The following is a 26,017-nucleotide window of genomic DNA, read 5'->3' as shown; positions in this document are numbered from 1 at the left end:
AACTATATTAGCATGATTAAATGATAGGTTGCTAAGGAGTGCCTTAAATGGGAAAGATGTTAATAAAAGGATTTCGTATGTTAGATGGGAAGAAATTTTATATACGACATGCTGAAAGCTCGGATGCCAATGAGTTACTACTGTTTACTAAGGATGTCATAGAGCAATCTCCTTATTTATTGATTGAGCCCAATGAATATCAGATTTCCTTCAAACAGCAACAGCAAAAAGTTCAGCAAATACTTGAAGGTCCAAGTAAGTTATTGTTAATTGCTGTTTTTGGAGAGGAGATTATTGGCAGGTTAGATTTTAGTGTAGCCAGTCGAAAGAAAATTGCGCATACAGGAACTTTCGGGATGAGTGTGAGTCACTCTTTTCGTGGAAAAGGGGTAGGAAAAGCGTTACTTTCAAGTTTACTTTTATGGGGTAGACAACATCCAAAAATAGAAAAAATAGAGTTAGAAGTGCTGGCTGAAAATAAAGCTGCTATCCACTTGTATGAGAGTGCGGGTTTTGCAGTCGAAGGTGTTAAAAGGCAGGCAGTGAAAAAAAGTTATAATGAGTATGATGATCTCATCTTAATGAGTTATTTTTTCGATAATAGCAGAATGTAAAGAAGAAAAAAGGTGATGAAAGGAATCATCACCTTTTTTCTTACTTTTGTTTGTTAAAAGCTTCCTTCACATCGCCGAACTTTTCTTTAACTGTTCCTTTCACTTGATCCATCTTACCTTCAGATTTTTTTGATGTATTATTTGTACTATCACCATATTCTTCTTTCATTTTTCCTTTTACTTTATCTTTAAGACCATCCAATTGCTCTTTATTCATTTGTACCACTCCTTTTGAAGTTTGTTACATTTATTCCCTTTATCAAAAAACTGAAACCTTTTTCTTCGATTATTCGTTTATGAAACTGATAAACTATTGAAAAGAGACAACTTTGTGTGGGGGAAAAGAAAAGGTGAAGATGGTGAAAGTTTTTAGGGCGTTTGTATTTGTGCTCATATTAATTATTATTCTATTGTTATTTATCCAATATTTATTCGGTTCATTATTTAAGTATAAAGATGTACCCTTACCAGTTGAGGTTCATCCCGAAGTAAGAGCTAAGACAGAACAGCTAATCACATCATTAGAAGACAAAGGAATCAATATATTGATTACAGATGATTATCGCAGTTTACATGACCAAGATGAGCTGTATGCAAAAGGGCGAACTGAAGAAGGAAAGATTGTCACACATGCTAAAGGTGGAGAATCGTATCATAATTATGGGTTAGCTGTTGATTTTGCACTAGTCATAAAAGGTGGAGAAGTAGTATGGGATATGACATATGATGGGAATGGAAATGGCCAAGCTGACTGGGATGAAGTAGTTGCAGAAGCGAAAAAATTAGGTTTTGAATGGGGTGGGGATTGGCAGCATTTTAAAGATTACCCGCATCTACAATATGACTTCGGTTTATCGATTAATGAATTACAAAGGGGGAAAAGACCACCAGAAGAAGAATAAATATCGTTAAGGGAGGGATTGAGTGTGGTGGATATTGCTGCTGTAACAAAAGAGGAAGGCTTTGATCTGCATTTGCATACGACTGCTTCAGATGGTGAACTAACACCTCTTGAGTTAATGCAATATGCTGTTGAAAAAAGATTAAAGACTATCAGTATTACAGATCACGATACGATTAATGGTGTGGAAGAGGCATATAGCATCTCCCACAATCTCCCTATTCAACTCATTAGAGGGATTGAGCTATCATCAACATATAAAGACAGAAGAATTGATATATTAGGATACAATATTCACCCAACTAATCATCTTAAAAAAAAACTTGCATTTATTTATGAAAATCGGTTAGATCGTGCCAACAAGATGGTAAAACTGTTAAACTCTTATGGCGTGCATATTAATATGAGAGATATTAGAAAACAGATGGTAGGAGAGCTAATTTGTCGTCCCCATATTGCCATGGCTATAGTTGAAAAGGGCTATGCATCGTGCAAGAATGATGCTTTTCGGCGATACATCGGTGATGATAGCCCAACACATGTTCCACTCGATACGATGTCTGTGGAAGAGGCGATTGCCACTATTCATGAGGCTGGTGGACATGCTGTGCTAGCTCATCCACGCCTCATAAAAGATGATCAATTAGTGTTAGAATTACTGCGTTTAGGTCTCAATGGTATTGAAGTTTGGCATCGCAGGCATACGAGTAAAGATGTGAAAAAATACAAAAGAATGGCAAAAAAATATGAGATTCTGCAAACAGGTGGATCAGATTTTCATACATATGCCCACTATTTGGGTGAATTTGGTTATAAACGATAATAGAATTATGGAGGTTTGTCATGCCTATTTGTCAACATTGTCATCACAAATGGAGTTGGATGCAAACATTTAAAAGACTATTTACTATTAGGAGGACAATAAAGTGTATGTATTGCGGTGAAAATCAATATCAAAGTGTAAGGTCAAGAAAAGTTACTTTCTTTCTACCGCTCGTTACCTCATTTATGATCGCTTTTATTTATCTTTTTAATCCTTCGCAAACCATTGTATATCTATTCAGTGGCTTCATATTTATCCTTATTTGTCTTGTCATGCCTTTTTTTATCCGTTTCATTAAGGATGATGATGTAATGTAGTGAACTAATGAAGAACTAAATTTTTGCTTGCTATGATGATATGGTAAATACCATTTCATCATAGCTTTTTTTCATTATATATACTCCACTGGCTTCTCCCCCTTAGGTATATGTTTCAATTTTATCTTTCAAAGACTTGCCTATAGCAAAGTCGAGATACAAGCATAAATTAATATTAGATAAAAAAAGTGCTATGGTCTAGTAATAGAAAGGAAAGGGAGTGAAGGGATGAAGATCATGACAATTTTGGGGACAAGGCCAGAAATTATTCGCTTAAGTTTAATCATAAAAAAACTCGATCAATTAATTGATGAACATCTTATTGTACACACTGGTCAGAATTTTACAAACGAATTAAGCGATATCTTTTTTAAAGAACTAGGCTTAAGACAACCTGATTATATATTAGCATCAAAACAACAATCACTTGGAAAACAATTAGCAAAAATGTATAGCGAGCTAGAAGGCATATTACAAGATGAGGCACCAGATAAAATTCTCGTATTAGGAGACACCAATAGTGGACTCAGTGCTATTTTAGCTGAGCGCATGGGTATTCCAGTATACCATATGGAAGCGGGGAATCGTTGTTATGATTTAGAAGTGCCTGAAGAGAAAAACCGCCGTGTAATTGATGCGATTTCAACAGTTAATCTTCCTTATACACCAGGAAGTAAAGAAAATTTATTAAGAGAGGGGATAGCCCCACAAAGAATTTATACTTCAGGCAATCCGATTAATGAAGTCATCCAACACTATTCGCCACAAATTAATCAAAGTAATATCTTAACCTCATTATCACTACAAAAAGGAAATTATTTGTTACTTACTGCACATAGAGCTGAAAATGTCGACCATCAAGAAAGGCTGCTTGAGATCTTAAATGGTGTTAATCAAGTAGCTGATCATTTTAATAAACGTGTCATTTGCAGTATTCATCCCCGCACAAAATCCAAAATCGATCACCTTACCGATTTCGTTCTACATCCATTAGTCGAATTCCATCAGCCATTTGGTTTTTTTGATTTTGTACAACTTGAGAAAAATGCTTTCTGTGTATTAACGGATAGTGGAACAGTCCAAGAGGAGTGCTGTTTATTCTATATTCCAACTGTTACGATCCGCCATACAACAGAAAGACCTGAAACATTAGCCTGTGGAAGTAATATGATTTCTGGTATTGATGCAAAAAGAATACTTTTCTGTGCAAAAATAATGACGAGTCAGCCGACAAGTTGGAAATTGCCTGAAGGCTACGAAGCAGAGGATGTTTCAGATAAAGTAATCAAACTACTATTAGGGGGACTGACAGTTGTTTAAAGATAAAATCATCTTAGTAACCGGCGGTACAGGGTCTTGGGGCTATGAACTCGTCGAACAATTACTTTTCTTTCAACCGAAAGAGATAAGAATACTATCTAGAAATGAGTCAAATCAATTTTCAATGAAGGAAGCATTCGATCATCATCCTTCATTACACTTTTTAATTGGAGATATAAAAGAAAAGGATGCCATGATTGAAGCAACACAAGGAGTACATTATGTTTTTCATCTTGCGGCACTTAAGCATGTTCCTGTATGTGAAGACCAACCGATTGAGGCATTAAAATCCAATGTGATTGGAACACAAAATGTCATAGATGCAGCGATTATTAATAAAGTGGAAAGAGTTGTATATATATCCACAGATAAAGCTTCTAACCCGTCGAACTTCTACGGTTTATCTAAAGCGATGGGGGAGAAATTGATTATCCATGCCAATACTTTAAACTCGGCCACAAAGTTTGTTTGTATAAGAGGAGGAAACGTACTTGGTACAAATGGAAGTGTCATTCATGTGTTTAAGAGACAAATACAAGAAAAGGGAAAGGTAGGCATCACCGATCCAAGAATGACAAGATTTTTCTTAACAGTAGAGGAAGCAATCAAATTGGTATTTAAAGCAACTTTTGAAAGTATCGGTGGCGAAACATTTGTAATGAAAATGCCAGCATGTAAAATTACTGACCTCGCTGACTTATTAATTGAAGCATCAGGAAAACCGAATATCGGAACAGAAATTCTTGGAGTAAGACCAGGAGAAAAAATCCATGAACTTTTACTATCAGATTATGAAAGTACAATGACCGTCACTTATGATGATGAATACTATGTTATCCTACCCTCTATCCATATCGATGGTTTGAAGGCTTATTATAAAGATTATCAACCGATTAATCTAGAAGAATATAATTCTGGTCAATCGTTAATGGATAAAGAGGAGCTGAGAAAGATGTTGAAGAAGGGCGGGTTTATTTAGAATGAAATTATTAATTTTGGGAGGGAAGGGCATGGCAGGTCACATGCTTGCCTCCTATTTTCATGCTTATTCCACCTTTGACGTCTACACAACTTCAAGAGAACATTCAGAAAGTGATCATCAACTATATTTAGATGTGACCCGAACAACTGATGTCGAAGAGGTTATAGATAAGGTACAACCGGATATCGTTATAAATTGTGTTGGTATCTTAAACGAGCATGCAAGTGCTAATACAAAGCTTGCCTTTCAAGTGAATAGTCTGCTGCCACAAGCGTTGGCAAGTATTATGGAAAAAAGGGGCGGTCGTCTCATCCATATTAGTACTGACTGTGTGTTTTTAGGCGATAAGGGTGGCTATACTGAAGAAGACATAACAGATGGTACATCTATTTATGCGCAATCGAAGCAATTAGGTGAAGTATCTTCACCTCCCCATTTAACTGTAAGAACATCAATTATAGGTCCGGAGTTAAAGAAGGATGGTATCGGCTTATTCTTATGGTTTATGGAACAAACAGGTACCATAAAAGGTTTCAGTAATGTGTATTGGAATGGCGTAACGACTTTCGAATTAGCGAAAGCGATTCATCAAATGATCAAGGAGGATATACAGGGACTGTATCATCTGGGTATGCATCAAGCTGTTTCTAAATATGAGCTCTTATCTTTAATAAAAGAAGTATTTCACAAAGAAGATGTATCGATTATCTCTGATGATGTAGTAAAGTTAGATCGAACAGTGCAAACGGTAAGGAAAGATTTTTCTTATCCACTACCAACATATAAAGAAATGCTCATTGAGCTTAAAGAAGAGATGGAAAGAATGAAGGAAAGAGAATAATTGTCATCAGCTATAAGGAAAAACTGCACCTCTAATGGTTAGACACATGACCTAACAATTGGAGGTGCAGTTCATTTCTTAAATTATGCGGAGGGTTCGTTTGTATGTTTGCCATCTCATTATTTAAAACTTATTCGATTATTCGCATTTAGATTTTTAGCGAATCAAACCGGATGGATCGTTTTTTTAATTCAATTATTCATGCTGTTTTTTCTGTATCGCCTGATGATAGAGGCATAGTACTTGTTTAATGGCTTTTGCTAACGACCAGTGATGAGTAGCAAACTCAAATGCGCTTATACCAATACTTTTTCTGACCTTTTCTTCATGTAGTAAGAATGCGATTTGTTCAGCTAGTTTTTTTGAATCTCCTATCGGTGTTAGAAATCCTGTGACGCCATCTTCAATCATTTAAAGGTATGCCTCCTACATCACTGGCGATAATAGCTAATCCTGATAGTTGAGCTTCGATAATTGATAAGGCTGGTTTTCTGAGAGTGTTGGTAAAATGAATAGATCAGCTTGTTGTAATAGAGAGGGGACATCATTTCTCCTAAAAAGAGAATTTGATTTCTTAAGTGATAATCATTCGTTCGTTTTTGTAGATGCTGTTTTTCTTCGCCATCACCAATGATCCAACAAACCCAGTTATTATTTTGTTCTTTCAAATATGACAATGCGGTGATCAAATACTGTACACCTTTTGCTTTAATGAGTCTACCTGTATATATTAATAGTTGTTGTCTTTTTTTTCTTTTTCTAATATGGTTTGCAGGTTTTGCAGCTCGTAATAAGAAATCATCAATATCAAACCCATAGTGAAGGATAGTTAGTTGATGACTCTCGATGTGAATATCATTACATAAAATACGTTTCATCCATTCATTAGCTACAATAGTGGTATAACCTGCCCTTTAACCGGTGTATTCTAAATTCTTAAAATACGATAAATTCTCCAGTTTTGATGAAGGGTCTTGGAAAAACTGTTCTTTTATTTCTTTTGTCAGGGATCCATGTATAGTTGTAATGAGAGCAGGGTGTTTGAGTTTTAAATGATCAATTGCACGGGCTGCAATAACGTCTTGTGCATGTATGAATAGATATGCTTCCAAATCCATTTGAGCAGCTGCCTTCTCATATTCCTTGCTTTGATAAGCGGTATATTTAATAATTTATTCATCAGGCGGAAGTTCTGTATGAGGCGGTGTAATCGGAATACTAATATCTTTATTAATAATAATGACATGACGGTTTTGTGTATTAAACCCCATTAAATCTACCTCATGACCTTCTGCCTCGAGCCCTTTTCTTAACTGATTCATATAATTCCACACTCCCCCTAAGTGAGGAATCGCCCAATACGTAGCTAGAATCTTCATAAAAAAGCTTCTTTACATTAAGTTAGCTTTTGTTTTTCATAAATTGATAGGTTTGTAGTAAGCCCTCGTCGATAGAATGGTGTGGTACCCAATTGAGTTTCTGTTTGATTTTTTCTCGGGAAAGGCAGCTATCTTTTATATCTCCTTGGCGACTTGTAACATATTGTTTCTTTATCGGCTTAGAATGAATATGCGAAAGTTTTTCAATGATTTGATTAACTGAAGTTTTTAAACCTGTGCTCACGTGATAGGTATCATTTGTGATTTGTTTACTAGCAGACACATTTGCAAGAACGATATCGTCGACAAATATAAAATCTCGTGTTTGTTCCCCATTCCCGTGGATATTAAGTGATTCCCCGGATAAAATCTTTTGAAGGAAAACAGCAATAACACCACCTTCTCCTTTGGGTGTTTGTCTAGGACCATACACATTGCCATAGCGTAATATCGTATAGGGTAATTGATATAAATGGTGGTAAAGGCGGATATAATTTTCTGCTGCATATTTTGACATACCGTAGTAGGAGATTGGTTGAGTGGGATCTGTTTCGTGAATAATATCCTCCGATGATTCTCCGTATACAGCGGAGGTAGATGAGAATATAAATTGCTTTACTTTTGCTTGTACACTAGCTTCTAGTAGATTGATTGTACCTACGATATTAATATCTGCATCTGTAGTTGGATATTTGATTGATTTTGTTACATCTGCTTGAGCAGCAAGGTGGAAAACAAGATCAGGTTTTATGGTAGAAAAATGCTGCTTTATTTTGTCACTTCGTATATCACAATCAAGAACGATTGACTCAGGGTGGAGATATTTTTGTGTACTAGATGAGAAGTTATCAATCACATATACTTTTGCCCCTTCTTTTATAAAATAGTCCACTAAATGTGAACCAATAAATCCTGCTCCTCCACTAATAACAATATTCATGATTGTTCCTCCCTAAATTTGCTTTGTCTTCAAGGCTTTTTGGTAAACGGCAATAACACGATCAATGGCTGGGTCTAAACGCCAGTAATCATCTGCGAAATGTTTGGCACGCATCCCGAGATTATTTAAGAATGCTGGCTCTTGTAAGAGATAAGCAATCGTTTCATAAAGGGGGTAGGCGTTTTTTGGAGGTACTAGCATGCCTGTCATACCGTGTTGAATCATCTCGGGGACACCACCGACTTGACTAGCGATAATGGCTTTCCCAGAAAGTTGTGCTTCAATAACAGATAAAGGTTGGTTCTCAATTAACGTTGGTAAAATAAGCATATCTGACTGTTGTAATAAGGCAGGGATATCATCTCGTTGCCCTAGAAAGACAATATCTTTCTCTAGTCGTACTTCTTTAACAAGTTTTTTCAATTCGTTTTCTTCAGGACCGCTCCCTACCAGCCAACATACCCAATCACGTCTTTTTTTCTTAAGCATTGAAAGTGCTTCAATAAGAAACCTCACTCCCTTGAATGGTGTGAACCTACCTGTGAAAATGATCACTTTTTTATTGAGTGGTTTTTTCATATTGGTCGTTTCCTTCGCGCTAGCGGTAAAAGCTTCAATATCATAGCCGTAGTGTAAAATGTTTAATTGCTGACTCGATACATCGAATTGGGAGATCAATTTTTCATACATCCATCGGTTTGCCACAATGGTACAGTCGCTAGCTTCAGCTCCTTGTTTTTCGAGTTGACAGAAATATTGAACACCTTCTATGGAGCGATTTTCTATTTGACCATTATAATGGGCATCAATAATTTCTTGAGCTACACATCCATGCATGGTAGTAACTGTTGCCGTTTGAGGGTGTTTTAATCGATTGACCGCTATAGAAGAGAAAATATCCTGGGCATGTATGACATTATATTCGCTAAGGTCAATTTGTTTGAAACAATTTATATATATGTCTAATAAGGAAGAATAAGAGCCAATAATGGGATCATTACTCTCAGCCATAGGTGGTTGTCCAGCGGGCGTAGGGATAAAAATATTACGATTAATGACCGCAAGTGCTTTATGGCCTTGAGTAAAACCAATGATATCTACTGTATGACCAAGTAATTCATACCTATTCTTTAGTTGGTTCATATATTTCCATACACCACCAACATGCGGAATTTGCCAAAAGGTTGCAAATAAAATCCTCATATGTTTCTCTCCTTTTTGATTGTCCACATACTATGTATATGCAGTGCGCTATAATCGGTTATAGACGGGTTACCCGCTAAATATCTTAAATAGAAAAGCTTTGTTCAAATTAAAACACGGTCAAAATATGATAAAAACATATATTGTCCGTGTTTTGCGTCATTCAGAAATTAATCAGAATAGGCAGCTGCATAAAATGTTTCTGGTCCTGTTCGTGTTGGAAATAATACAACTCCGCCTCCTACATTGATTGTTGCGCGATAAATTGGAAAAGTCGTTGAAGCAATGGGGTTGTAATCGGCACCATTGAAAGATAAGACAGTAGTTGAAGCTACTCCCAGACCTGCAACTGCTAATGTTTGTGTGGCTGAATAAATAAGTGTTGGGATACCATTCACCACACGATATACGTTTACGACAATCGGTGTTAACACTGTAGCTAATGAAGTGAAGGCGGCACTGATAGAAAATGTTACACGTGGATTAGCACCAGCGCCTGCTAAATTCAACCCTAATGTACCGAATAATGCTGGTGTAGCTGTTACAGGTATACTAATCTGACCATTTGCTGTTGAGTTTTGTGAACTTTGTGAATCTAAAAATGTTCCCAATATGTTCACCTCCTTTGCTTGTCAGTTAGTAATAAGTGCGAGGTGCTTGGACAAGTTTCACCATTTTTTTACGAATTGAGCCCGAAACAAATAGACAAACTCTTCATATGCTATTTAGTAAGTTGTTCGAATTGGAGAGTGAGAGGGATAATATGGGTAAAGGGAAAACGATTCTTATTACTGGTGCTGGTGGGTTTACGGGTCGGCATGCATGTGATTTCTTTCATAATCAAGGTTATCAAGTATATGCATTAATGAGGAATCAGCCAATATTATCATTACCATATAAGGTAATCATTTGTGATTTATTATCGCTTGAACAAATTGAAGAAGCAGTAAATGTCAGTAAGCCTGATTATATTTTACATTTAGCTGGAAGATGTAGTGTTTCTGATTCATGGGAACATCCAGTAGATGTATTAAGTGTTAATACGATGGCAACAGCCAAATTAATAGACGAAGCTAGAAAGCATGTGAAACACTGTCGCATTCTTATACCGGGTTCTGCCTTAGAGTTTGAACCCAATCAAATAGACACACTGAAAAACCCTTATAGTCTTAGCAAAACGATACAAGTCATACTGGCAAAGTCCTGGATTCAGCTCTTTGAAAGCCAAGTCATCTTAGCCAAACCTACGAATTTAATTGGGCCAGGAAATTCGACGGGGATTTGTGCCATTTTAGGTCAACGAATTGCAGAAATAGAAACAAGGCATTCTTATAATAAGGAAGAAGCGATAGAGATTGCTGTCAATGCTAAAAGAGATTTTCTCGATGTAAGAGATGCAATAAAAGCTTACGAATTGTTGTTAAGAAAAGGAAAAGTTGGAGAAGTGTACGAGATTTGTTCTGAAACATCTTACACACTCCTTGAAGTGATGGCTATTTACAAATCTCTTACAAATGAAAATATTCATATTGAAGAAGTGGAAGAGTTACGACCATCTTATGTATCATCAATGAGTGCACAAAGATTAAGAGAATTAGGTTGGGTGAGAGACTACACGTTAAAAGAATCTTTAAATGATGTGTTAACTCACTTTAGGAATAAGATAAAGAAGGAAGTGTAAATATGGAGCCACTAGTTTCGGTCGTTATTCCTTTTTATAATTGCCAATATGTCGATCAAGCAATTGAAAGTGTATTACAACAAACGTATAAAAATATAGAATTAATTGTTGTCGATGATGGTTCAACTGAATACGTACACTTAGTGCAAGCTTATAAAGATAAACTAACCTATATTTATCAAAGAAATAAAGGGACAGCAGCTGCCTTAAATACGGGAATTAAAGCTGCTAAAGGTAAATATATTGCCTGGTTAAGTGCCGATGATTTATTTGAACATGAAAAGATTGAAAAACAAGTAGATTTTATGGAAGATCGTCTAGTGGATATGAGTTTTACAAACTATGATATCATCAATGAAAATAATGAAGTTGTGATGAAAAACTTAACGATTAATTTTCTATCTACCAATCATATTTATGAAACATTTTTATACTACAACCCTGTAAATGGATGCACAGTCATGATAAAGAAAGATGTATTTAATGAAGTGGGCTATTTCAATACTCTATATAAATTCACTCAAGACTATGATATGTGGTTAAGAGTAGTCCTTGCCAAAACTTCAATAGCATTTATAAATGAAAGTCTAACAAAATATCGCTCTCATAGTAATTCAACATCAGCTAAAAATCAGCCGGCAATGAAAATGGAAATACGTAAACTCGAAGCCATTTATCGTAGAAAATTAAGGCAACTATTAAAAAAGTGGATATGAAATAATACTAGTTTTTATAAAATAGTGATCTGGATGAATACATGCCAAATGAACACTCTGAATATGGAGTGTTTCTTTTTTTGTATAATACTTTGTGCGTTCTAATTGTAAAACTGATAGAGATCCTTAAAAAAAATGATTGCCGATTAGGTAAACCCAAAGGCGAATACATCAATGGAAGTTAAGATTCCGAGTTATACCAATAGAGTAAAAACAGAATTGAGCAGTGTAATGTACTGCTCAATTCATTTCCTAATGTATGATTATTACAATCTACTTGTTTCAATTCCTTAAAGAGGCTACTGAATAAATAAAATAGTTAAATGAGTAGTTGCAACGTATACCTTATAAGATGACATGACGTTTCAATTAGAAAAAAACAGCATAGTAACAGATTTGCTATGAGAATTTTTTAGTTGTTTTTCCGTTCATAAAACATATTTCAGTTACTTACTGGTAATGTACTTGTCATCATTTTCTTGAAATTCTGAGCATAAAGCGAGGGGGCAAAGTTCGTTTTTACATGGGATACTGCGTTATTAATAATTGTCTGTCTGAGCGTCTGGTTTTGAATCAGTTCTACACCTTCTTTAACAGCTTCTTTTGGGTTGCCAATATCATAGTATTTACCGGTAACATTATGAGTGACAGCTGTTCTTATACCGCTAGAGTCAGTTGTGAGTATCGGGCATCTACAGCTCATCGCTTCTAATGCTGTTAAGGGGGCACCTTCTATTTTTGAGGTCGAACAAAGAAATCCACCAGAATCACTAATCATGGAAAAGTAGTCAGCCATTTTCTCATTAGGAATATTCGGTAATAAATTGATGTTTTTTTCTAAATGGTACTTTTTCAACGTCTTTAAAAAATTTTCTCTATCTTTAGGGAAAGATAATGTTGGATCTTCAAAAAGGTAGACTTGTAGCTGATTACGTAGTTTCCTTTTTAGTAGAAAACAAATGTTCAAAAATTCCTGCCAGTTTTTATTATCCTCGATCCGACCAACCCAACCAATAATTGGTTGGACAAAACTTTTGCCAGTCGCTTTATAGTTAAAGTGACTGCAGTCAAAGCAATTATTAAATTCATACTTAGGAACATTTGGGAACATCTCACTTAATAATGTGGAAATATGGGGAGTTCTTGGATTAAGAAAACCATCAATATCTTTCTCTGCTAATGTTTTACCGATAGAAAAACCATATCTTGTTTGTTGTATCGACCCATAACCTTGGATTTCAACAAAGATTTTACCATTGTACCCACTTTTTTTGATAGCAGGCACCATTTTAAAATCGGAAGTAATGACAATGGCGTCATATTGATGTTTCTTTATAAGGGTAATAATTTCTTCTTCATCACTTTTAATAAATACAGGATTATAGTGTTCATTTATATAATTTCTACGGTTTTCATAATATAGAAAATGACAAGTGATTCCTACCTCCTTTAAAGCAATACTTCTTTGTCGATTTAAGGTTTCGACTCCTCCACTTGGTACATAGAATATAAATAATACTTTCAAGATGTACTCCTCCTATCACATTTATCCTCTAATATTATAAATATGCTTAAGTCTCACATGTGGTTTGGACAATACGTCTAGAAAGAAAGAACGGAGTGCATTTAATTTATGGATAAAGTTTCAGTAGTCATCCCTTTTTATAATTGCCGTTATATTGATGAGGCAATTGAAAGTCTGCTTGCACAGACATATGGAAATATCGAGATTATTGTCATCGATGATGGGTCCACATTACATCTTGATAAACTTGAACCATATAAAAAACAGGTTACTTATGTAAGGAAGGAAAATGGAGGCACAGCTACAGCTCTCAATGCTGGAAGTCAAATCGCAACAGGTAAATATTTTTGTTGGCTTAGTGCCGATGATAGCTATAAGCCAACAAAAATAGAAAAACAAGTAAAGTATATGGAAACATATGGCGTAAGAGCTTGTTATACCGGCTGTGAGACAATTGGAAAGAGTGATTCACAGATAGATGCTTATTTTAATCAAACCTATTCATTGAGAAGCCACTTTTTAAAAGCTTTATTAAATATATGTTTTATTCACGGTTGTACAGTTATGCTGCGTATGGATTTATTACGAGAAGTTGGTCCATTTGATGTTAGTTATCGATATACACATGATTATGAGATGTGGTTGCGGGTTGGCCTAAGTGAGGAATTTCACTATCTTACTGAAAAGTTAGTGAATTATCGTGTGCATGAAGAAATGGGGACAGTGCATCATCAAAGAGAAATAAAGCAAGAAGTTCTCTTCATAAAGAGACAGTATCGAAATCATGTATTAAAAAAAATCTCAGAGCTAAGAAGGGGTGGGCATTAGGAAGAAAATATACCTGCCGTCAAACAATATGTTTTGGCAGGTAGGGTTATATCAATTACACTCAGGATTGATCCTTTAACCAACTAGTTCTGACAGTAAATAATAATAAAGTAAGTCGTAAGTTTGGCGAATACTCTTTTCATGCGTGCGCTCAAAAGCGTGAGAAGAATCGATTCCTGGTCCGATTAATCCGTGAATAATATCAAATCCGGCTCTAATAGCGGCAGATGCATCGGAACCGTAGTATGGATAAATATCCACTTTATAACCGATTTGATGTTCTTCTGCGAGAGAGACTAAATGTTTACGTAATTGATAATGATAAGGCCCACTAGAATCCTTCGCACATATAGAAACCGTATATTCATCAGTTGCCTGTCCATCACCGATCGCTCCCATATCCACAGCTAAATATTCTACTGTTTCGTCAGTGATATTTGAATTGCCTCCATAACCAATTTCTTCATTATTTGAAATGAGGAAATGAGTTGTATAAGGTAATTCAATACGAGCAGTAGCGATATCTTTCATTAACTGCAGTAAAATAGCTACACTTGCTTTATCATCTAAATGTCTAGATTTGATAAATCCAGCGTTGGTTATTTCCACTCGTGGATCAAATGAAACAAAATCTCCAACGGCAATTCCTAGTTTTTTAACATCTTCAATGGAGTGTATTTCTTCATCTAAACGTACTTCCATATTATTTATATTTCTTTCCGCTGTCCCAGCATCTTTATATACGTGAACAGAGGTCTGATGCATGAGAATCGTCCCAGTATATTTTTTTCCATCTGACGATTCTATTTGACAGTACTCGCCTTCAATAGAGTTATAACGAAACCCACCAATGAGATCAATTTTTAATCTGCCACTCGGCTTAATTTCCTTTACAATGGCTCCTAATGTATCCACATGTGCAGTTAACATCCTATGTTGGGAATTGTCTTTGCCAGTAATTGTTGCGATAAGAGCACCTTTGCGATTTTTTCTTGTTTGTACGCCAAGTTCATGCAAATATTCCTCAACGAATGAAATTACTTCATATGTATTCCCTGATGGACTAGGGATGGAAACTAAATCTTTTAATAATTGCAGTGTTTCTTTCGTTTGAAAGTGAGTCAAATTTGTGAGCCTCCTATATGTTTAATTGTCTATTATTATACGCCTTTTTTGTGTGTCTGAACATGCCAGGCATTTTATTGTTTTTGTGATTGATATTCTCTTTTTTTATGCTCTTGTATGGCAAGTATTTTTAGTGAAAGAATTTCTTCATCACTAAAATGCTTATTAACGGTGTCCATTAATTCTTCCTTATCTTTCTCCGTTAACCCATGTTTTAGTTTTGTAGAAAGATCCTTGATGTCTTGATTGCTGAAGGTTTGTGTTACTTTGGTCATGGCTTCTGATTTCGTTTTTATCGGTAAGTCCGTTTTACTTAAGTTCATTGTTGCAATCTCGTCTTTTTCATTGATATATGACAGGATTGTAGGGTCGTTTAATAATTTTTGCATGTCTTCTTCTTGCAGCGTGTCAGCCAGTTTTGAAGCTGCTTGATAGGTGACTCCCTCTAGCACCGCAAAACAAATAAGTATAGCGGTGAAAACCGTTGTTAAACTCATGAAAGAAATAAATATGATTTTCTTTCTAGACATGGGGAGCTTGCACCTCCTTTTTTCGTTTCTTTTAGCATATTTTAACATTAATTGAGGATGTTTACGTACAAACTAGTTAAATCTTTTGTGATTTTTGCAATGTTAAAATCTTTTAATAATGCTTGACGAGTTTCTTTCATTTCTACAAGGTTTTTTTCATGAGTCATTAATTGGAAGATGTCATTTTTGATATTCCGTTGATGAATAGGTTGATCTGCATGATGATCAGCAAAATGACCATATTTCATTTTTTCCCAGTTTTCTTTTGTCAAAATTCCACTATAACCTTTTGCTCCTGCTGCTATAACAGGAACTTCGCAGCATATCGCTTCCATTGCTGTTCTTCCGGTTCCTACAACCGCATTAACGGAATAGTAAAAGGGCCGTAAATCTTGTTGTGAGCCTAATAAATGAACGTACGGTGTTGCTCTTTTCCGATTCATCGCTTTAATCATATTATGAATTTGTTTCGTTCTAAAACCTTCCCCAGCAACAAGTGCATATAGGTTTGGTTGTCTCAATTCTTCAATGGCTTTTAACAGACGCATGCAAATATCTGCTTTATCAAATTCGAGCCGGCTGGCATAAAAGACAACAAATCCTGTTTCTGGGATATGAAGGTTTTTTCTTGCAGTTAGATCAGATTGATAAAAATAATCATTTCCATCAATGCCATTTGGAATGAAGGTAGATGTCAGATTATATTGATGAACCAATTGCTCTTGAACGAATTGGCTGACAGTAATGATTTGGTTACATTTTGGAAGTATTTTTAATAACTCGTCTTTTCGGTTATATAGACCATGAAGAGTGTAGACATAGGGGATGTTATGTTTTTGTGCCATATGAAGGAATAAAATACCTGAATATACTTGATGACAATGAATGAGATCAATTTGATGGTTATGAATGATTTCTTCTATTTTTGCTTCTAATTCATTAGATTTTTTGTCAAAGGTGGTCGGGATATTAACCTCATAGACAGGAATGTTCTCTTGCTTAAAATTGTCTCCTAATACGCCGGGTCTCCCGATGACAATAATCGTATAACCCATGGCTTTTAATGCTTTACTAATTGTAAATATATAAGTTACTGTTCCGTTTGCTCCTAAGTGATCAGCTACCATTAATATGGATTTCATCTTAACACTTCCAATCATGTTTTTTTACATTATATGTGGATTGTTTAAGGAATTGTTAGAAAAAAGGCGTTTGTACTGGGAAACTCGTCCATTCAGTTTGAGGAAAACGACATAAGATAGTTAGTGATTAAGGAGTGAAGGGAGGGTATTACAATATGTTATGTACTGACTCTAAGAAGAAATATCGTTACCAAGGTGGTAAGGAAAAAGAATGGTTAGATGGTTGTGAAAAACCATCTCATAACAATGACTGTGGTGATGACTTCTGTAATTTTGAAGGACTAAGAAATGAATTAAAACGCTTAGTCGGCACTTTTGTAGAAATTGAAACAACAGGTGGCCCAGTTGAAGGTGTATTAGCAGCAGTGAAAAAAGACTATGTTGTTGTTACTGATGGTACTTCAACTTTCTTTGTTCCATTTAGAAATATTCAATCAGTTATTAATTTAGGATAAGGAGGGTTTATATTGTCTAGAGGGTTTTCTGGATTAGCACCAACTATTGCAGAAGAGCTAGAAGGTTACATCGGACGTACAATCACTGTAGTAAGTAACTTTTCTTCTCAAACAGGTGTCCTTTTACGCGTAGAAGATGGTTCACTGGTGTTAGCTCGTGTCGTATCTGGTTATTATTCAAATGAAACGGACGAGATTATTATCCCGTTATGTAATGTGAGTTATGTAGAGTTACCAGTAGTTTAATGATGACTTAAAGCCTTCGAAGGTCTTTACCTTTGAAGGCTTTCTCATTTTTATTTGTGTAGCAGGACGATATCAAAAAGCTGCATTTTTGAAACTTTATTATTTTAGTCTTCGTCTTCAATAGGAGCAAGCTTATATCATATTATATTTTTATTTATAAAAGAACTTGAAAGAGGTTTTATCATGGAAGAAAGTAACAATAAATATATTTCATTTCATTCGATTTTTCTCATTGCATTAAGTAGTTTTGTTATGAAGCTCTTGATTACATATAACAAACAGTTTCGAATGGATATTGAGCAGGGAACCCAAATGATTATATTAGCTACACATATTTTAAGTTCTGCTAGCTTATTTTTTATCTTGTATATTTTTAATAAACGTAAACAAATGATTTATTTACTTATCATGGATCTTCTTTTAACCATTCTTCTTTATGCAAATGTTGTATACCATCGATTCTTCAATGATTTCATTACAATACCAGTCTTAATGCAAACAAGAACAAATGGGGGGCAATTAAGTAATAGTGCCTTAGCTCTCATGCAGCCAATAGATATTCTCTTTTTTATAGATTTGATCGTGTTGGTCGTCCTTTTGACCGTATTTAAAGTTAAGGTTGTTGGAAATCGAAGCATGAAAATGGCATTGATAGGCCTTTTCATTGGAGTAATGATGGTTATAGGAAATGTCATTTTAGCAGAAAATGATCGACCAGGGTTATTTCAGCGCTCATTTGATCGCGCCTATTTAGTTAAGTATTTAGGATTATACAATTTCACACTTTTTGACATTTATCAAAATATACATGCGACGAGTGAAAGAGCAACGGCAGATAGCGGAGATGTGGTGAAGATTAAAAAAGAAATTCAAAATCGCTATGTTTCGCCCTCTAAGGATTATTTTCAATTGGCGCAAAATCGCAATGTGATAGTAGTCTCAATGGAATCATTACAAGATTTTGTAATTAATATGAAAATAGAAGGGAAGGAAGTCACACCTTTTCTCAATTCTTTAGTAGAAAATGAGGAGACGTTTTATTTCGATCAAATCTATAATCAAACGGGTCAAGGTAAAACATCGGATGCTGAGTTCATTCTTGATAATTCTTTATATGGCATGCCGCAAGGGTCGGCCTATGTAAATAAAGCGCAAAATACCTTTCAATCTACACCAGGAATATTAAAGGAATATGGTTATACATCTGCTTCCTTTCATGGGAATTATAAAACATTTTGGAATCGGAATGAAATGTATCGTTCTCAAGGCTATGACCGTTTCTATGATGCATCATATTATGATATGAATGAGAGAAATACGAAGAATTATGGATTGAAAGATAAACCTTTTTTTGAAGAGTCGATGCCCATATTAGAGGAATTACCTGAACCTTTTTACGCAAAATTTATTACATTATCCAATCATTTTCCTTTTGAAATGGACGAATGGGATACAAATTTCCCACAAGCTAATACAAATGATAAGGTTGTTAATCAGTATTTCCAATCGGCAAATTACCTAGATTCCGCATTATCTAAGTTTTTCACAGATTTGAAAAAGAGTGGTCTATATGACCGTTCTATTATTGTCCTTTATGGTGATCACTACGGAATTTCAGAGAATCATAATGAAGCGATGGCAGAGATTATCGGCAAAGAAATGACGCCAATCGAAAGTCTAAAACTACAACAAGTCCCCGTTTTTATTCATATCCCTGGAGTGAAAACAGGAGATTATCCTCAACCTATCGGCGGACAATTAGATATTAGGCCTACACTTCTACATTTATTAGGGGTTGAAACCAATCATTATTTAGGTTTAGGAACAGATTTATTAGCCAAAGGTCATATCGAACTTACGCCATTGCGAAATGGTGACTTTGTCTCGAATGATATAAGTATGATTAATCGGCGTTTTTATGATAGTAAAAGCGGGAAAATGATATCGTATGAGGAGGAGTTTGATCAACTGACACAAGCTGCAAGAGAAAAGCTTGATCTTTCAGATGAAATATTAACAAAAGATTTATTAAGGTTTTATCATCCAGCAGGGTTTACCCCTATCAATCGTGAGGACTATCAATATGTTCAAGACGGTGAAGCGGAAAGTTAAAGTATTGAATGTGGACTTCGGGTTAAAATATAGCAAACAACTTATAATCAATGTTATACTTCATACATTGAGAAATTGATTAAGGGGGATAAAAGATGAGCGAATGCAAATTGGATCACACAATGACTGATGTAAAAAATAAGTATATAGATCAGCAATCGTATTTGCCTAAGGATTTGCATGCAAAGTTCGACCTTTTTTTCCAAGAAGAACATAGCCAAGAAATCCTAAACGATGTATTTCACTTATTAAAGAAATACGATTTAGCTGATGAAGAGGAGCAAGAAACGAGAAATAATCGTCTTCATTTGGTCTTAAGAAATGTTTGATGATAAAGCGAGAGGACTTTTGTTCTTTCGCTTTTCATTTGTTGTTGGGCAGATGCGTGTAAAATGAAAAAACTCTTAGTGGTGATATTGATTTAAAGCATTTCAATGTCGTACTCATAGAATTAGCCCAAGCTGAGAGCTTCACAAAAATAAAGAAATCAGGTCTCCACAAGGCTATATTATCGCATTCAGAGAAGAGTCCAATGATGAGTTGTCAATAGGAAAGGCAAATGCCCTCTTCTTTCTCAAGCGAAAGAGGGTATAATCTTCTGTCTTTTAAACTTGCACAATAGCTATTTTAGACTTGCGGATTTTTATTTGTTCTTAGTTTATCGTACTTTTGAACGTTATTACAAAAAAATTGTATGCATTAAAAAAATATTTTAATTATAGTTTATGTGTGTTATGATGATTAGGATTTGAAATACAACCATTTTGAAAACGGTTTCATTCGAAGAGTATAGGATGTGACAAAGATGAAAAAGAAGGATCAACATATATTTGACTTTGCTATTAGAACGGCTGATATGCTTGTAAAAATGTTTGGCCCTCATTGTGAAGTAGGTGTTCATGATTTCTCGGATTTTAAGAAATCGCTTATACATCTTGCCGGTAATGTAACTGGTCGTTCAATTGGTGCTCCAATTACGGATTTAGTTTTGAACGAATTAGCAAAGGGTAACCATGAAGCAGAGGATCTTGCCAACTATAAAACGCAGACACCAAAAGGAAATGTAATGAAATCATCGACCGTTTTCTTACGTGATGAACATAATAAAATTATTGGCGCGCTATGTATGAACTACGACATAAGCTTGATGATGCAATTTGGTGGTGTCCTTGAAACGTTAACAAACTTTAATGAAGAAGATACAAAGGATGAAACTTTCTTTACATCCGTACAGGATATTGTTCACGAAATGGTGGAACAAGTCCTTCAACCGTATAAAAAAGCACCTGCAAGTATGACGATTGATGAAAAAATTGAGGCAGTGAAAAAGTTAGAGGAAAAAGGGACCTTCTTAATTAAAGGAGCCAATGAATATGTTGCTTCTATTTTAGGAGTTTCTAAGTTTACTATTTATAATTATTTACAAAAAATAAAAGTGATGAATGAGAATGAGAACGAAAACACGCATGAGTATGTTTAAGATAAAGAGTCAGTTAATGATAAAGGAGCATAATATATGAAATATAGATCAGCATTTGATATTATCGGCCCAGTTATGATCGGACCTTCTAGCTCACATACAGCTGGGGCTGCTCGAATTGGAAGGGTAGCTCGGACCTTATTTGGCAGGCAGCCAACGAAGGCGGAAATATATCTTTATGGTTCATTTGCGAAAACGTATAAGGGACATGGAACAGATGTGGCAATTGTAGGGGGAATTCTTGATTACGATACGTTTGATGAACGCATCCCTGGATCGCTTCAATTAGCCGAGCAACTGGGAATGGAAATCGTGTTTTCTGTTGAAGAAGCAGTTGTTGATCATCCAAATACTGTGCGCATTAAATTGTTTGATGATGATAAAGAAATGGAGCTAGTTGGTATTTCCATTGGTGGAGGCTCTATTGAAATAATTGAATTAAATTCATTTGCGCTCAAACTTACAGGTGAACATCCTGCTATCTTAGTGGTCCATAATGACCAATTTGGTGTAATTTCAAAAGTTACTTACCTTTTAGCACAACATGAAATAAACATCGGTCATATGGAAGTGTCAAGAAAAGAAAAAGGGAAAATGGCATTAATGGTCATTGAAGTAGACCAAAATATTGATCAAAACTTAATGGACGAAATTGCTCAGTTACCACATATCACTCAAGTCATCAAGATGGTGGATTAATGACAGCATGTAGGAGGGATGTATATGTTATTTAAGAACGCGGCAGAATTAGTAGAAATAGCAGAAAGAGAGCAAATCAAAATTGCAGAAGTGATGATTCGCCAAGAAGTTAAAGTATCAGGGCGCACACGTGAAGATATTATTGCCCAAATGGATCGTAATCTCACCGTTATGGAACAAGCAGTAGAGAGAGGTTTAAATGGTGTAACTTCTGTTTCTGGGTTAACAGGAGGAGACGCGGTTTTATTACAAAAATATATAAAAAGTGGAAAAGCACTTTCTGGTCATACACTGCTGGATGCTGTTAGCAAAGCTGTTGCTACAAATGAAGTAAATGCAGCAATGGGAACTATTTGTGCCACACCAACAGCGGGTTCCGCAGGCGTTGTACCTGGAACGCTGTTTGCCGTTAAGGATGTACTTAATCCAACAAGAGAGGAAATGATTGAATTCTTATTTACATCCGCAGCTTTTGGCTTTATTGTTGCCAATAATGCATCCATTTCCGGAGCAGCTGGTGGCTGCCAAGCAGAGGTGGGGTCAGCGAGTGGGATGGCAGCTGCAGCTATTACAGAAATGGCAGGCGGTTCACCTTCTCAAGCAGCACATGCGATGGCGATTACTTTAAAAAATATGCTCGGTTTAGTATGTGACCCTGTAGCTGGATTGGTAGAAGTCCCTTGTGTGAAAAGAAACGCAATGGGTGCTTCAAATGCGATGACAGCAGCAGACATGGCATTAGCAGGGATCACAAGTAGAATTCCATGTGATGAAGTGATTGATGCCATGTACCGAATTGGTCAAACGATGCCTTCTGCGTTAAGAGAAACGGCTGAAGGTGGGTTAGCGGCCACACCAACAGGTAGAAGATTAGAAAAAGAGATTTTTGGGAACAAAGCTAAAACAGTTAAATAATATGATAGAGCACTTTAAATAAACATTCTTGTCTCGTGTCTATACGATTCAAGAGTGTTTATTTTTTTGTTTGTTTAGCAGCAGTATGGCTAATAAGGAATGAGATGTGGGAGAAAGAAGTAGAGCAAAGATCGCTAGGTACTCTTTTTATCAAAATCAAATGAAAAAGTCTTAGGAGTGCTTATCATTCAATACGATATTCGTACCCATGTTCATCTTTTGCACAGATTACAATGAAGTACAGGCATAGATAGCATAAGGGAAGACCACTACAAAAGTGGTCTAATGTAAAATGGGTCACAAAGGTGGTTGATGCTGGTGTATTTTGTCTATTATCCTCGTTCCCAAAACCTTTGTTTACCTACATTTTGTATATAAGTTTTAAAAGGGCCGTTTGTGATTGTTACTCCAGGTTTATTAATAATTCCAACTTCTTGGATTAAGTACATGCCACTTCGAGAAGAGCCAATCGGTTTATAATGATTAAATTGTTCAATTATATAGCTCTTTGCTTTTTGATTAAAGTGAGGTGTAGCTCCTCTTCCAGATACGACAAATAGGCTGTCATAAACCAGGGGAGAACCTGTTAAAAAGGAATCGTCGACTTGAAGCGTACTACCATCAGTTCCATTCAATGTTTCCTGTGTTTCACTAATAATGAACGGGCGAGTTTTTGCAGCGAGCAGCTGTTGTAATAATGGACGTACAATAGCTGCATCATATTGGTCAGCTACGATGATTCCCACCTTTAACGTAGCTGGAGAAAAAGTGGTGTTTGCCATACTAAGTGCTTTAGAGGACGCAGTTTCCGATGATTCTTTCACATTTGGTGGCTGGACACCAATTTTATGTGCCACGGATGTGGCCAGATCGTGGCTAATATGACCAATAAGGTTGACTACATTTTGCCTGACCATTTTACTTTTTACTTTACCTAATTCAAAGCTAAAAGCTAAGAAAATATGATTCCTTTCAACATCACTCATACTATTCCAAAATAACCTCGCCTGAGAAAAGTGGTCTGTAAAACTTGGAGCAGTCTTTCGAACTTTCATGCCTTCAACTTCAGAAGGGTATGTGAGAAACCCGCCTCTTGCTGGGGGTACTTCATAAGGTGTATTGTTTTGCAAGGAATTATTGTGATAAGCGACTTTGTCCTTATCGATAATATATCTGGCTGCACCGTCTCGTTGGTTGTTATGAAATGGACAAACAGGACGATTAATAGGAATTTGTTGAAAATTTGTTCCTACACGATATATTTGTGTATCTGAATAGGAAAAAATACGCGTTTGTAGTAGGGGGTCATTAGAGAAGTCAATACCACGGACGATACTACCAGGGTGAAGAGCAACTTGTTCTGTTTCGGCAAAAACATTATCAACATTTCGATTCAATGTCATTTTACCTATTTTCCGTACGGGAACAAGCTCTTCTGGCCATAATTTAGTCGCATCTAGAATATCAAAGTCGAATTTAAATTCGTCTTCTTCATTAATGACTTGTATGCCTAATTCATACTCAGCAAAATGACCTTCTTCGATATTTTCCCATAAATCTCTGCGGTGAAAATCGGCATCTGCTCCGCCAAGTTTTTGTGCTTCATCCCAAATTAACGAGTGCAGTCCAAGTACAGGCTTCCAATGAAATTTAACAAATCTCGCTTCGTTATTTTTATTAACCAGTCTAAATGTATGGACGCCGAAGCCTTCCATCGTTCTAAAACTACGGGGAATGGTTCGGTCGGACATAATCCACATCATCATTGCTGCAGATTCTTCATTGCTCGAAATGAAATCCCAAAAAGTGTCATGAGCTGTTTGACCTTGTGGAATTTCATTATGCGGTTCTGGTTTTACTGCATGAATGAGATCTGGAAATTTAATCCCGTCTTGAATAAAGAAGATGGGAATATTATTCCCTACCAGGTCAAAATTGCCTTCTTCTGTATAAAATTTTGTCGCAAATCCCCGCACATCTCGGTTCGTTTCATTTACCCCTCTAGAGCCCGCCACCTGAGAAAAACGGACGAATACAGGTGTTTCTAAACTAGGATCTTGAAGAAAATGAGCCATTGTTATATCTTCTAACGATTCATATACGCGAAAAACCCCATGTGCAGCAAATCCCCTCGCGTGAACTACTCTCTCAGGAATACGCTCTCTATCAAAATGAGCCATTTTATCCTGAAATATAAAATCCTCCATCAAGGTGGGACCGCGTTCACCAGCTGTTAGAGTATTTTCGTCATTCGCAATTTTTACCCCTTCATTAGTTGTTAACGGTTGATTTTTATTTTCACGTATGAATGCTTCTAATTGTTTCGTTTTTTTATTTTCTGGCTTTTTGCCTTCTCGCTCCACTACAGTCACCTCCATTATCAAAGGTATGATGACGGTAATAAAGTATGTATAAAATTTTATGATATACGCTTTTGATGATCTTTTACGGCAATTAAAATCCCCTTGTTAATCCAATAATTGAAGTTCTCTGGCGGGAAAACACCACGCCTTTGTGAAGATCCCATTTCAATAATAATACTACTATCACTTACATCCAAAACCTTCAAAGATTTTGACAAATATAAGTTAGGTAAAAAACCATCTTTAATTTTAAACTCCATATTCTTTTTAATAGCCATCTAGATTCGCCTCCATTTGACATGATGAATTAATGCGATAGACTAGGCTTTCATTCGCCTTATCATCTTGGGTAATATAGAACTTTATGTAAATCTGTATAGTAAAACCTTTTAAATGATTATTTTCCTTTGCTATACACTTGAATTGTTCAATTATAATGTAACCAATTTTCATGAGGTTTATCCTTATTTAAGAGTATTTCAGCAATGATGAAGAATAATAGAGAATAATGTTGTTGGTTTAAAAAATGAAAGGAGCAATAAGATATGGAATTTCCAATCATACATACAAATTTTTGGGATGCTATCATCGCTATTCCCATAGTGATGATCCTTACGCAAGTGTTAAAATATTTTCTAGGAATTAGTAAACCTTATGTGCCGACAGTGGCTATACTTATTGGGTTAATTGTATCAATATTTATAAGTCATAGAGGGGATCTCATTGCAGGTGTCTTTATGGGTTACTTTTACGGTTATGGGGCTATTGGTAGTTACGCTTCCCTTAAAACATCTTTGCTTTATTTTAGAAATAAAAAATAATGCAAAAGAGCAAAGAGTTATTAAAACGAAAAACACGAACAAATTTCCATTTGTCCGCG

The 26,017-nt window shown here is 35.7% G+C and carries 32 protein-coding genes; 18 read left to right on the top strand and 14 right to left on the bottom strand.

Features of this window, described 5'->3' with window-relative positions; translation table 11 throughout:
- The first annotated feature begins 47 nt into the window (after window positions 1–47).
- A complete protein-coding gene (locus MKX29_RS21655; RefSeq protein WP_341107719.1) occupies window positions 48–614 on the top strand; it encodes a GNAT family N-acetyltransferase in 567 nt (188 codons plus the stop codon).
- A gap of 40 nt (window positions 615–654) precedes the next feature.
- Here the strand turns inward: MKX29_RS21655 and MKX29_RS21650 are convergent, their stop codons facing one another.
- Window positions 655–831, bottom strand: a complete 177-nt coding sequence (locus MKX29_RS21650) for a CsbD family protein (protein WP_341107717.1) — start codon at window positions 829–831, stop codon at window positions 655–657.
- Between the two features lie 139 nt (window positions 832–970).
- On the opposite strand from MKX29_RS21650, the gene MKX29_RS21645 reads away from it, so the two are divergent.
- The 6 genes from MKX29_RS21645 (at window position 971) to MKX29_RS21625 (ending at window position 5,798) form a co-directional block, all read left to right on the top strand.
- On the top strand, window positions 971–1,516 hold the full coding sequence (locus tag MKX29_RS21645) for a M15 family metallopeptidase (protein WP_341108338.1): 546 nt from the start codon (window positions 971–973) through the stop codon (window positions 1,514–1,516).
- A 24-nt stretch (window positions 1,517–1,540) separates the two neighbouring features.
- The gene (locus MKX29_RS21640; protein ID WP_341107715.1) at window positions 1,541–2,338 is read left to right on the top strand and encodes a PHP domain-containing protein; all 798 of its coding nucleotides are present in this window, start codon (window positions 1,541–1,543) and stop codon (window positions 2,336–2,338) included.
- A 20-nt stretch (window positions 2,339–2,358) separates the two neighbouring features.
- Complete coding sequence (locus tag MKX29_RS24545; protein ID WP_224936336.1) at window positions 2,359–2,655, top strand: TIGR04104 family putative zinc finger protein; 297 nt, start codon at window positions 2,359–2,361, stop codon at window positions 2,653–2,655.
- Between the two features lie 228 nt (window positions 2,656–2,883).
- Window positions 2,884–3,975 carry a non-hydrolyzing UDP-N-acetylglucosamine 2-epimerase gene (gene wecB / locus MKX29_RS21635; RefSeq protein WP_251161529.1) on the top strand — a complete coding sequence of 364 codons (1,092 nt, stop codon included), beginning with the start codon at window positions 2,884–2,886 and terminating at the stop codon, window positions 3,973–3,975.
- Complete coding sequence (locus MKX29_RS21630) at window positions 3,968–4,954, top strand: polysaccharide biosynthesis protein (protein ID WP_224936338.1); 987 nt, start codon at window positions 3,968–3,970, stop codon at window positions 4,952–4,954. Before wecB ends, MKX29_RS21630 begins: the two co-directional genes overlap by 8 nt.
- Window position 4,955: 1 nt before the next feature.
- Window positions 4,956–5,798, top strand: coding sequence for a dTDP-4-dehydrorhamnose reductase family protein (locus MKX29_RS21625; protein WP_341107713.1), 843 nt, complete (start codon window positions 4,956–4,958; stop codon window positions 5,796–5,798).
- A gap of 195 nt (window positions 5,799–5,993) precedes the next feature.
- On the opposite strand, the gene MKX29_RS21620 is transcribed toward MKX29_RS21625, so the two are convergent.
- The 7 genes from MKX29_RS21620 to MKX29_RS21590 form a co-directional block, all read right to left on the bottom strand.
- A complete protein-coding gene (locus tag MKX29_RS21620) occupies window positions 5,994–6,209 on the bottom strand; it encodes a glycosyltransferase (protein WP_341107711.1) in 216 nt (71 codons plus the stop codon).
- A gap of 20 nt (window positions 6,210–6,229) precedes the next feature.
- Window positions 6,230–6,676: a glycosyltransferase gene (locus tag MKX29_RS21615; RefSeq protein WP_341107708.1), complete on the bottom strand. Its 447-nt coding sequence runs from the start codon at window positions 6,674–6,676 to the stop codon at window positions 6,230–6,232.
- Window positions 6,677–6,712: 36 nt separating this feature from the next.
- Window positions 6,713–6,916 (bottom strand): hypothetical protein, encoded by a 204-nt coding sequence (locus tag MKX29_RS21610; RefSeq protein ID WP_341107705.1) that lies wholly within the window; start codon window positions 6,914–6,916, stop codon window positions 6,713–6,715.
- Window positions 6,917–6,970: 54 nt separating this feature from the next.
- Window positions 6,971–7,177, bottom strand: coding sequence for a hypothetical protein (locus MKX29_RS21605; protein ID WP_341107703.1), 207 nt, complete (start codon window positions 7,175–7,177; stop codon window positions 6,971–6,973).
- Between the two features lie 22 nt (window positions 7,178–7,199).
- Complete coding sequence (locus MKX29_RS21600) at window positions 7,200–8,117, bottom strand: NAD-dependent epimerase/dehydratase family protein (RefSeq protein ID WP_251161533.1); 918 nt, start codon at window positions 8,115–8,117, stop codon at window positions 7,200–7,202.
- 12 nt (window positions 8,118–8,129) lie between these two features.
- Window positions 8,130–9,320 (bottom strand): glycosyltransferase family 4 protein, encoded by a 1,191-nt coding sequence (locus MKX29_RS21595; protein ID WP_341107700.1) that lies wholly within the window; start codon window positions 9,318–9,320, stop codon window positions 8,130–8,132.
- Between the two features lie 170 nt (window positions 9,321–9,490).
- Window positions 9,491–9,931, bottom strand: coding sequence for a hypothetical protein (locus tag MKX29_RS21590; RefSeq protein ID WP_281202449.1), 441 nt, complete (start codon window positions 9,929–9,931; stop codon window positions 9,491–9,493).
- 152 nt (window positions 9,932–10,083) lie between these two features.
- On the opposite strand from MKX29_RS21590, the gene MKX29_RS21585 reads away from it, so the two are divergent.
- Together MKX29_RS21585 and MKX29_RS21580 are read left to right on the top strand one after the other, a co-directional pair.
- On the top strand, window positions 10,084–11,001 hold the full coding sequence (locus tag MKX29_RS21585; protein WP_341107697.1) for an NAD-dependent epimerase/dehydratase family protein: 918 nt from the start codon (window positions 10,084–10,086) through the stop codon (window positions 10,999–11,001).
- A 2-nt stretch (window positions 11,002–11,003) separates the two neighbouring features.
- Window positions 11,004–11,717 (top strand): glycosyltransferase, encoded by a 714-nt coding sequence (locus tag MKX29_RS21580; protein WP_281202451.1) that lies wholly within the window; start codon window positions 11,004–11,006, stop codon window positions 11,715–11,717.
- Window positions 11,718–12,159: 442 nt separating this feature from the next.
- Here MKX29_RS21580 and MKX29_RS21575 read toward each other — a convergent pair whose 3' ends face one another.
- Window positions 12,160–13,242: a glycosyltransferase family 4 protein gene (locus MKX29_RS21575; RefSeq protein WP_341107695.1), complete on the bottom strand. Its 1,083-nt coding sequence runs from the start codon at window positions 13,240–13,242 to the stop codon at window positions 12,160–12,162.
- Between the two features lie 108 nt (window positions 13,243–13,350).
- Here MKX29_RS21575 and MKX29_RS21570 point away from each other — a divergent pair, with 108 nt between their 5' ends.
- Window positions 13,351–14,070: a glycosyltransferase family 2 protein gene (locus MKX29_RS21570; protein ID WP_341107693.1), complete on the top strand. Its 720-nt coding sequence runs from the start codon at window positions 13,351–13,353 to the stop codon at window positions 14,068–14,070.
- 75 nt (window positions 14,071–14,145) lie between these two features.
- On the opposite strand, the gene MKX29_RS21565 is transcribed toward MKX29_RS21570, so the two are convergent.
- The 3 genes from MKX29_RS21565 to MKX29_RS21555 form a co-directional block, all read right to left on the bottom strand.
- Window positions 14,146–15,168, bottom strand: a complete 1,023-nt coding sequence (locus MKX29_RS21565) for a M42 family metallopeptidase (protein WP_445662714.1) — start codon at window positions 15,166–15,168, stop codon at window positions 14,146–14,148.
- A 101-nt stretch (window positions 15,169–15,269) separates the two neighbouring features.
- Window positions 15,270–15,725 (bottom strand): hypothetical protein, encoded by a 456-nt coding sequence (locus tag MKX29_RS21560; RefSeq protein WP_281202455.1) that lies wholly within the window; start codon window positions 15,723–15,725, stop codon window positions 15,270–15,272.
- Between the two features lie 47 nt (window positions 15,726–15,772).
- The gene (locus MKX29_RS21555; RefSeq protein ID WP_341107688.1) at window positions 15,773–16,867 is read right to left on the bottom strand and encodes a glycosyltransferase; all 1,095 of its coding nucleotides are present in this window, start codon (window positions 16,865–16,867) and stop codon (window positions 15,773–15,775) included.
- A 155-nt stretch (window positions 16,868–17,022) separates the two neighbouring features.
- Here MKX29_RS21555 and MKX29_RS21550 point away from each other — a divergent pair, with 155 nt between their 5' ends.
- From MKX29_RS21550 to sdaAA, 7 genes are all read left to right on the top strand, one after another.
- On the top strand, window positions 17,023–17,322 hold the full coding sequence (locus MKX29_RS21550; RefSeq protein ID WP_341107686.1) for a DUF2642 domain-containing protein: 300 nt from the start codon (window positions 17,023–17,025) through the stop codon (window positions 17,320–17,322).
- A 12-nt stretch (window positions 17,323–17,334) separates the two neighbouring features.
- Window positions 17,335–17,568, top strand: coding sequence for a hypothetical protein (locus MKX29_RS21545; RefSeq protein WP_341107684.1), 234 nt, complete (start codon window positions 17,335–17,337; stop codon window positions 17,566–17,568).
- Between the two features lie 183 nt (window positions 17,569–17,751).
- A complete protein-coding gene (locus MKX29_RS21540; protein ID WP_341107682.1) occupies window positions 17,752–19,680 on the top strand; it encodes an LTA synthase family protein in 1,929 nt (642 codons plus the stop codon).
- Window positions 19,681–19,775: 95 nt separating this feature from the next.
- Window positions 19,776–20,009 (top strand): group-specific protein, encoded by a 234-nt coding sequence (locus tag MKX29_RS21535; protein WP_224936355.1) that lies wholly within the window; start codon window positions 19,776–19,778, stop codon window positions 20,007–20,009.
- 476 nt (window positions 20,010–20,485) lie between these two features.
- Window positions 20,486–21,160 (top strand): helix-turn-helix transcriptional regulator, encoded by a 675-nt coding sequence (locus MKX29_RS21530; protein WP_289433634.1) that lies wholly within the window; start codon window positions 20,486–20,488, stop codon window positions 21,158–21,160.
- Between the two features lie 36 nt (window positions 21,161–21,196).
- Complete coding sequence (sdaAB, locus tag MKX29_RS21525; RefSeq protein WP_224936357.1) at window positions 21,197–21,859, top strand: L-serine ammonia-lyase, iron-sulfur-dependent subunit beta; 663 nt, start codon at window positions 21,197–21,199, stop codon at window positions 21,857–21,859.
- 24 nt (window positions 21,860–21,883) lie between these two features.
- The gene (sdaAA, locus tag MKX29_RS21520; RefSeq protein ID WP_341107680.1) at window positions 21,884–22,774 is read left to right on the top strand and encodes an L-serine ammonia-lyase, iron-sulfur-dependent, subunit alpha; all 891 of its coding nucleotides are present in this window, start codon (window positions 21,884–21,886) and stop codon (window positions 22,772–22,774) included.
- 332 nt (window positions 22,775–23,106) lie between these two features.
- Here the strand turns inward: sdaAA and MKX29_RS21515 are convergent, their stop codons facing one another.
- Entirely contained in the window at window positions 23,107–25,137 is a 2,031-nt protein-coding gene (locus MKX29_RS21515) for a catalase (protein ID WP_251161544.1), read from the bottom strand.
- Between the two features lie 56 nt (window positions 25,138–25,193).
- Entirely contained in the window at window positions 25,194–25,415 is a 222-nt protein-coding gene (locus MKX29_RS21510; protein WP_341107678.1) for a hypothetical protein, read from the bottom strand.
- Window positions 25,416–25,682: 267 nt separating this feature from the next.
- Here MKX29_RS21510 and MKX29_RS21505 point away from each other — a divergent pair, with 267 nt between their 5' ends.
- A complete protein-coding gene (locus MKX29_RS21505; RefSeq protein WP_251161545.1) occupies window positions 25,683–25,958 on the top strand; it encodes a hypothetical protein in 276 nt (91 codons plus the stop codon).
- The last annotated feature ends 59 nt before the right edge of the window (window positions 25,959–26,017 follow it).

Origin of the sequence: Cytobacillus sp. FSL R7-0696 (assembly GCF_038006865.1) — a bacterium.
Taxonomy (GTDB): Bacteria; Bacillota; Bacilli; order Bacillales; family Cytobacillaceae; genus Cytobacillus; species Cytobacillus kochii.
This window is presented reverse-complemented; position numbering and strand designations above follow the sequence as displayed.

Bases quoted from the DNA above. Each gene is read 5' to 3' on its own strand.
- MKX29_RS21655 (WP_341107719.1), top strand. From the start codon at position 48: ATGGGAAAGATGTTAATAAAAGGATTTCGTATGTTAGATGGGAAGAAA.
- MKX29_RS21650 (WP_341107717.1), bottom strand. From the start codon at position 831: ATGAATAAAGAGCAATTGGATGGTCTTAAAGATAAAGTAAAAGGAAAA.
- MKX29_RS21645 (WP_341108338.1), top strand. From the start codon at position 971: ATGGTGAAAGTTTTTAGGGCGTTTGTATTTGTGCTCATATTAATTATT.
- MKX29_RS24545 (WP_224936336.1), top strand. From the start codon at position 2,359: ATGCCTATTTGTCAACATTGTCATCACAAATGGAGTTGGATGCAAACA.
- wecB (WP_251161529.1), top strand. From the start codon at position 2,884: ATGAAGATCATGACAATTTTGGGGACAAGGCCAGAAATTATTCGCTTA.
- MKX29_RS21625 (WP_341107713.1), top strand. From the start codon at position 4,956: ATGAAATTATTAATTTTGGGAGGGAAGGGCATGGCAGGTCACATGCTT.
- MKX29_RS21620 (WP_341107711.1), bottom strand. From the start codon at position 6,209: ATGATTGAAGATGGCGTCACAGGATTTCTAACACCGATAGGAGATTCA.
- MKX29_RS21615 (WP_341107708.1), bottom strand. From the start codon at position 6,676: ATGAAACGTATTTTATGTAATGATATTCACATCGAGAGTCATCAACTA.
- MKX29_RS21610 (WP_341107705.1), bottom strand. From the start codon at position 6,916: ATGGATTTGGAAGCATATCTATTCATACATGCACAAGACGTTATTGCA.
- MKX29_RS21605 (WP_341107703.1), bottom strand. From the start codon at position 7,177: ATGAAGATTCTAGCTACGTATTGGGCGATTCCTCACTTAGGGGGAGTG.
- MKX29_RS21600 (WP_251161533.1), bottom strand. From the start codon at position 8,117: ATGAATATTGTTATTAGTGGAGGAGCAGGATTTATTGGTTCACATTTA.
- MKX29_RS21595 (WP_341107700.1), bottom strand. From the start codon at position 9,320: ATGAGGATTTTATTTGCAACCTTTTGGCAAATTCCGCATGTTGGTGGT.
- MKX29_RS21585 (WP_341107697.1), top strand. From the start codon at position 10,084: ATGGGTAAAGGGAAAACGATTCTTATTACTGGTGCTGGTGGGTTTACG.
- MKX29_RS21580 (WP_281202451.1), top strand. From the start codon at position 11,004: ATGGAGCCACTAGTTTCGGTCGTTATTCCTTTTTATAATTGCCAATAT.
- MKX29_RS21570 (WP_341107693.1), top strand. From the start codon at position 13,351: ATGGATAAAGTTTCAGTAGTCATCCCTTTTTATAATTGCCGTTATATT.
- MKX29_RS21560 (WP_281202455.1), bottom strand. From the start codon at position 15,725: ATGTCTAGAAAGAAAATCATATTTATTTCTTTCATGAGTTTAACAACG.
- MKX29_RS21555 (WP_341107688.1), bottom strand. From the start codon at position 16,867: ATGAAATCCATATTAATGGTAGCTGATCACTTAGGAGCAAACGGAACA.
- MKX29_RS21550 (WP_341107686.1), top strand. From the start codon at position 17,023: ATGTTATGTACTGACTCTAAGAAGAAATATCGTTACCAAGGTGGTAAG.
- MKX29_RS21540 (WP_341107682.1), top strand. From the start codon at position 17,752: ATGGAAGAAAGTAACAATAAATATATTTCATTTCATTCGATTTTTCTC.
- MKX29_RS21535 (WP_224936355.1), top strand. From the start codon at position 19,776: ATGAGCGAATGCAAATTGGATCACACAATGACTGATGTAAAAAATAAG.
- MKX29_RS21530 (WP_289433634.1), top strand. From the start codon at position 20,486: ATGAAAAAGAAGGATCAACATATATTTGACTTTGCTATTAGAACGGCT.
- sdaAB (WP_224936357.1), top strand. From the start codon at position 21,197: ATGAAATATAGATCAGCATTTGATATTATCGGCCCAGTTATGATCGGA.
- sdaAA (WP_341107680.1), top strand. From the start codon at position 21,884: ATGTTATTTAAGAACGCGGCAGAATTAGTAGAAATAGCAGAAAGAGAG.
- MKX29_RS21510 (WP_341107678.1), bottom strand. From the start codon at position 25,415: ATGGCTATTAAAAAGAATATGGAGTTTAAAATTAAAGATGGTTTTTTA.
- MKX29_RS21505 (WP_251161545.1), top strand. From the start codon at position 25,683: ATGGAATTTCCAATCATACATACAAATTTTTGGGATGCTATCATCGCT.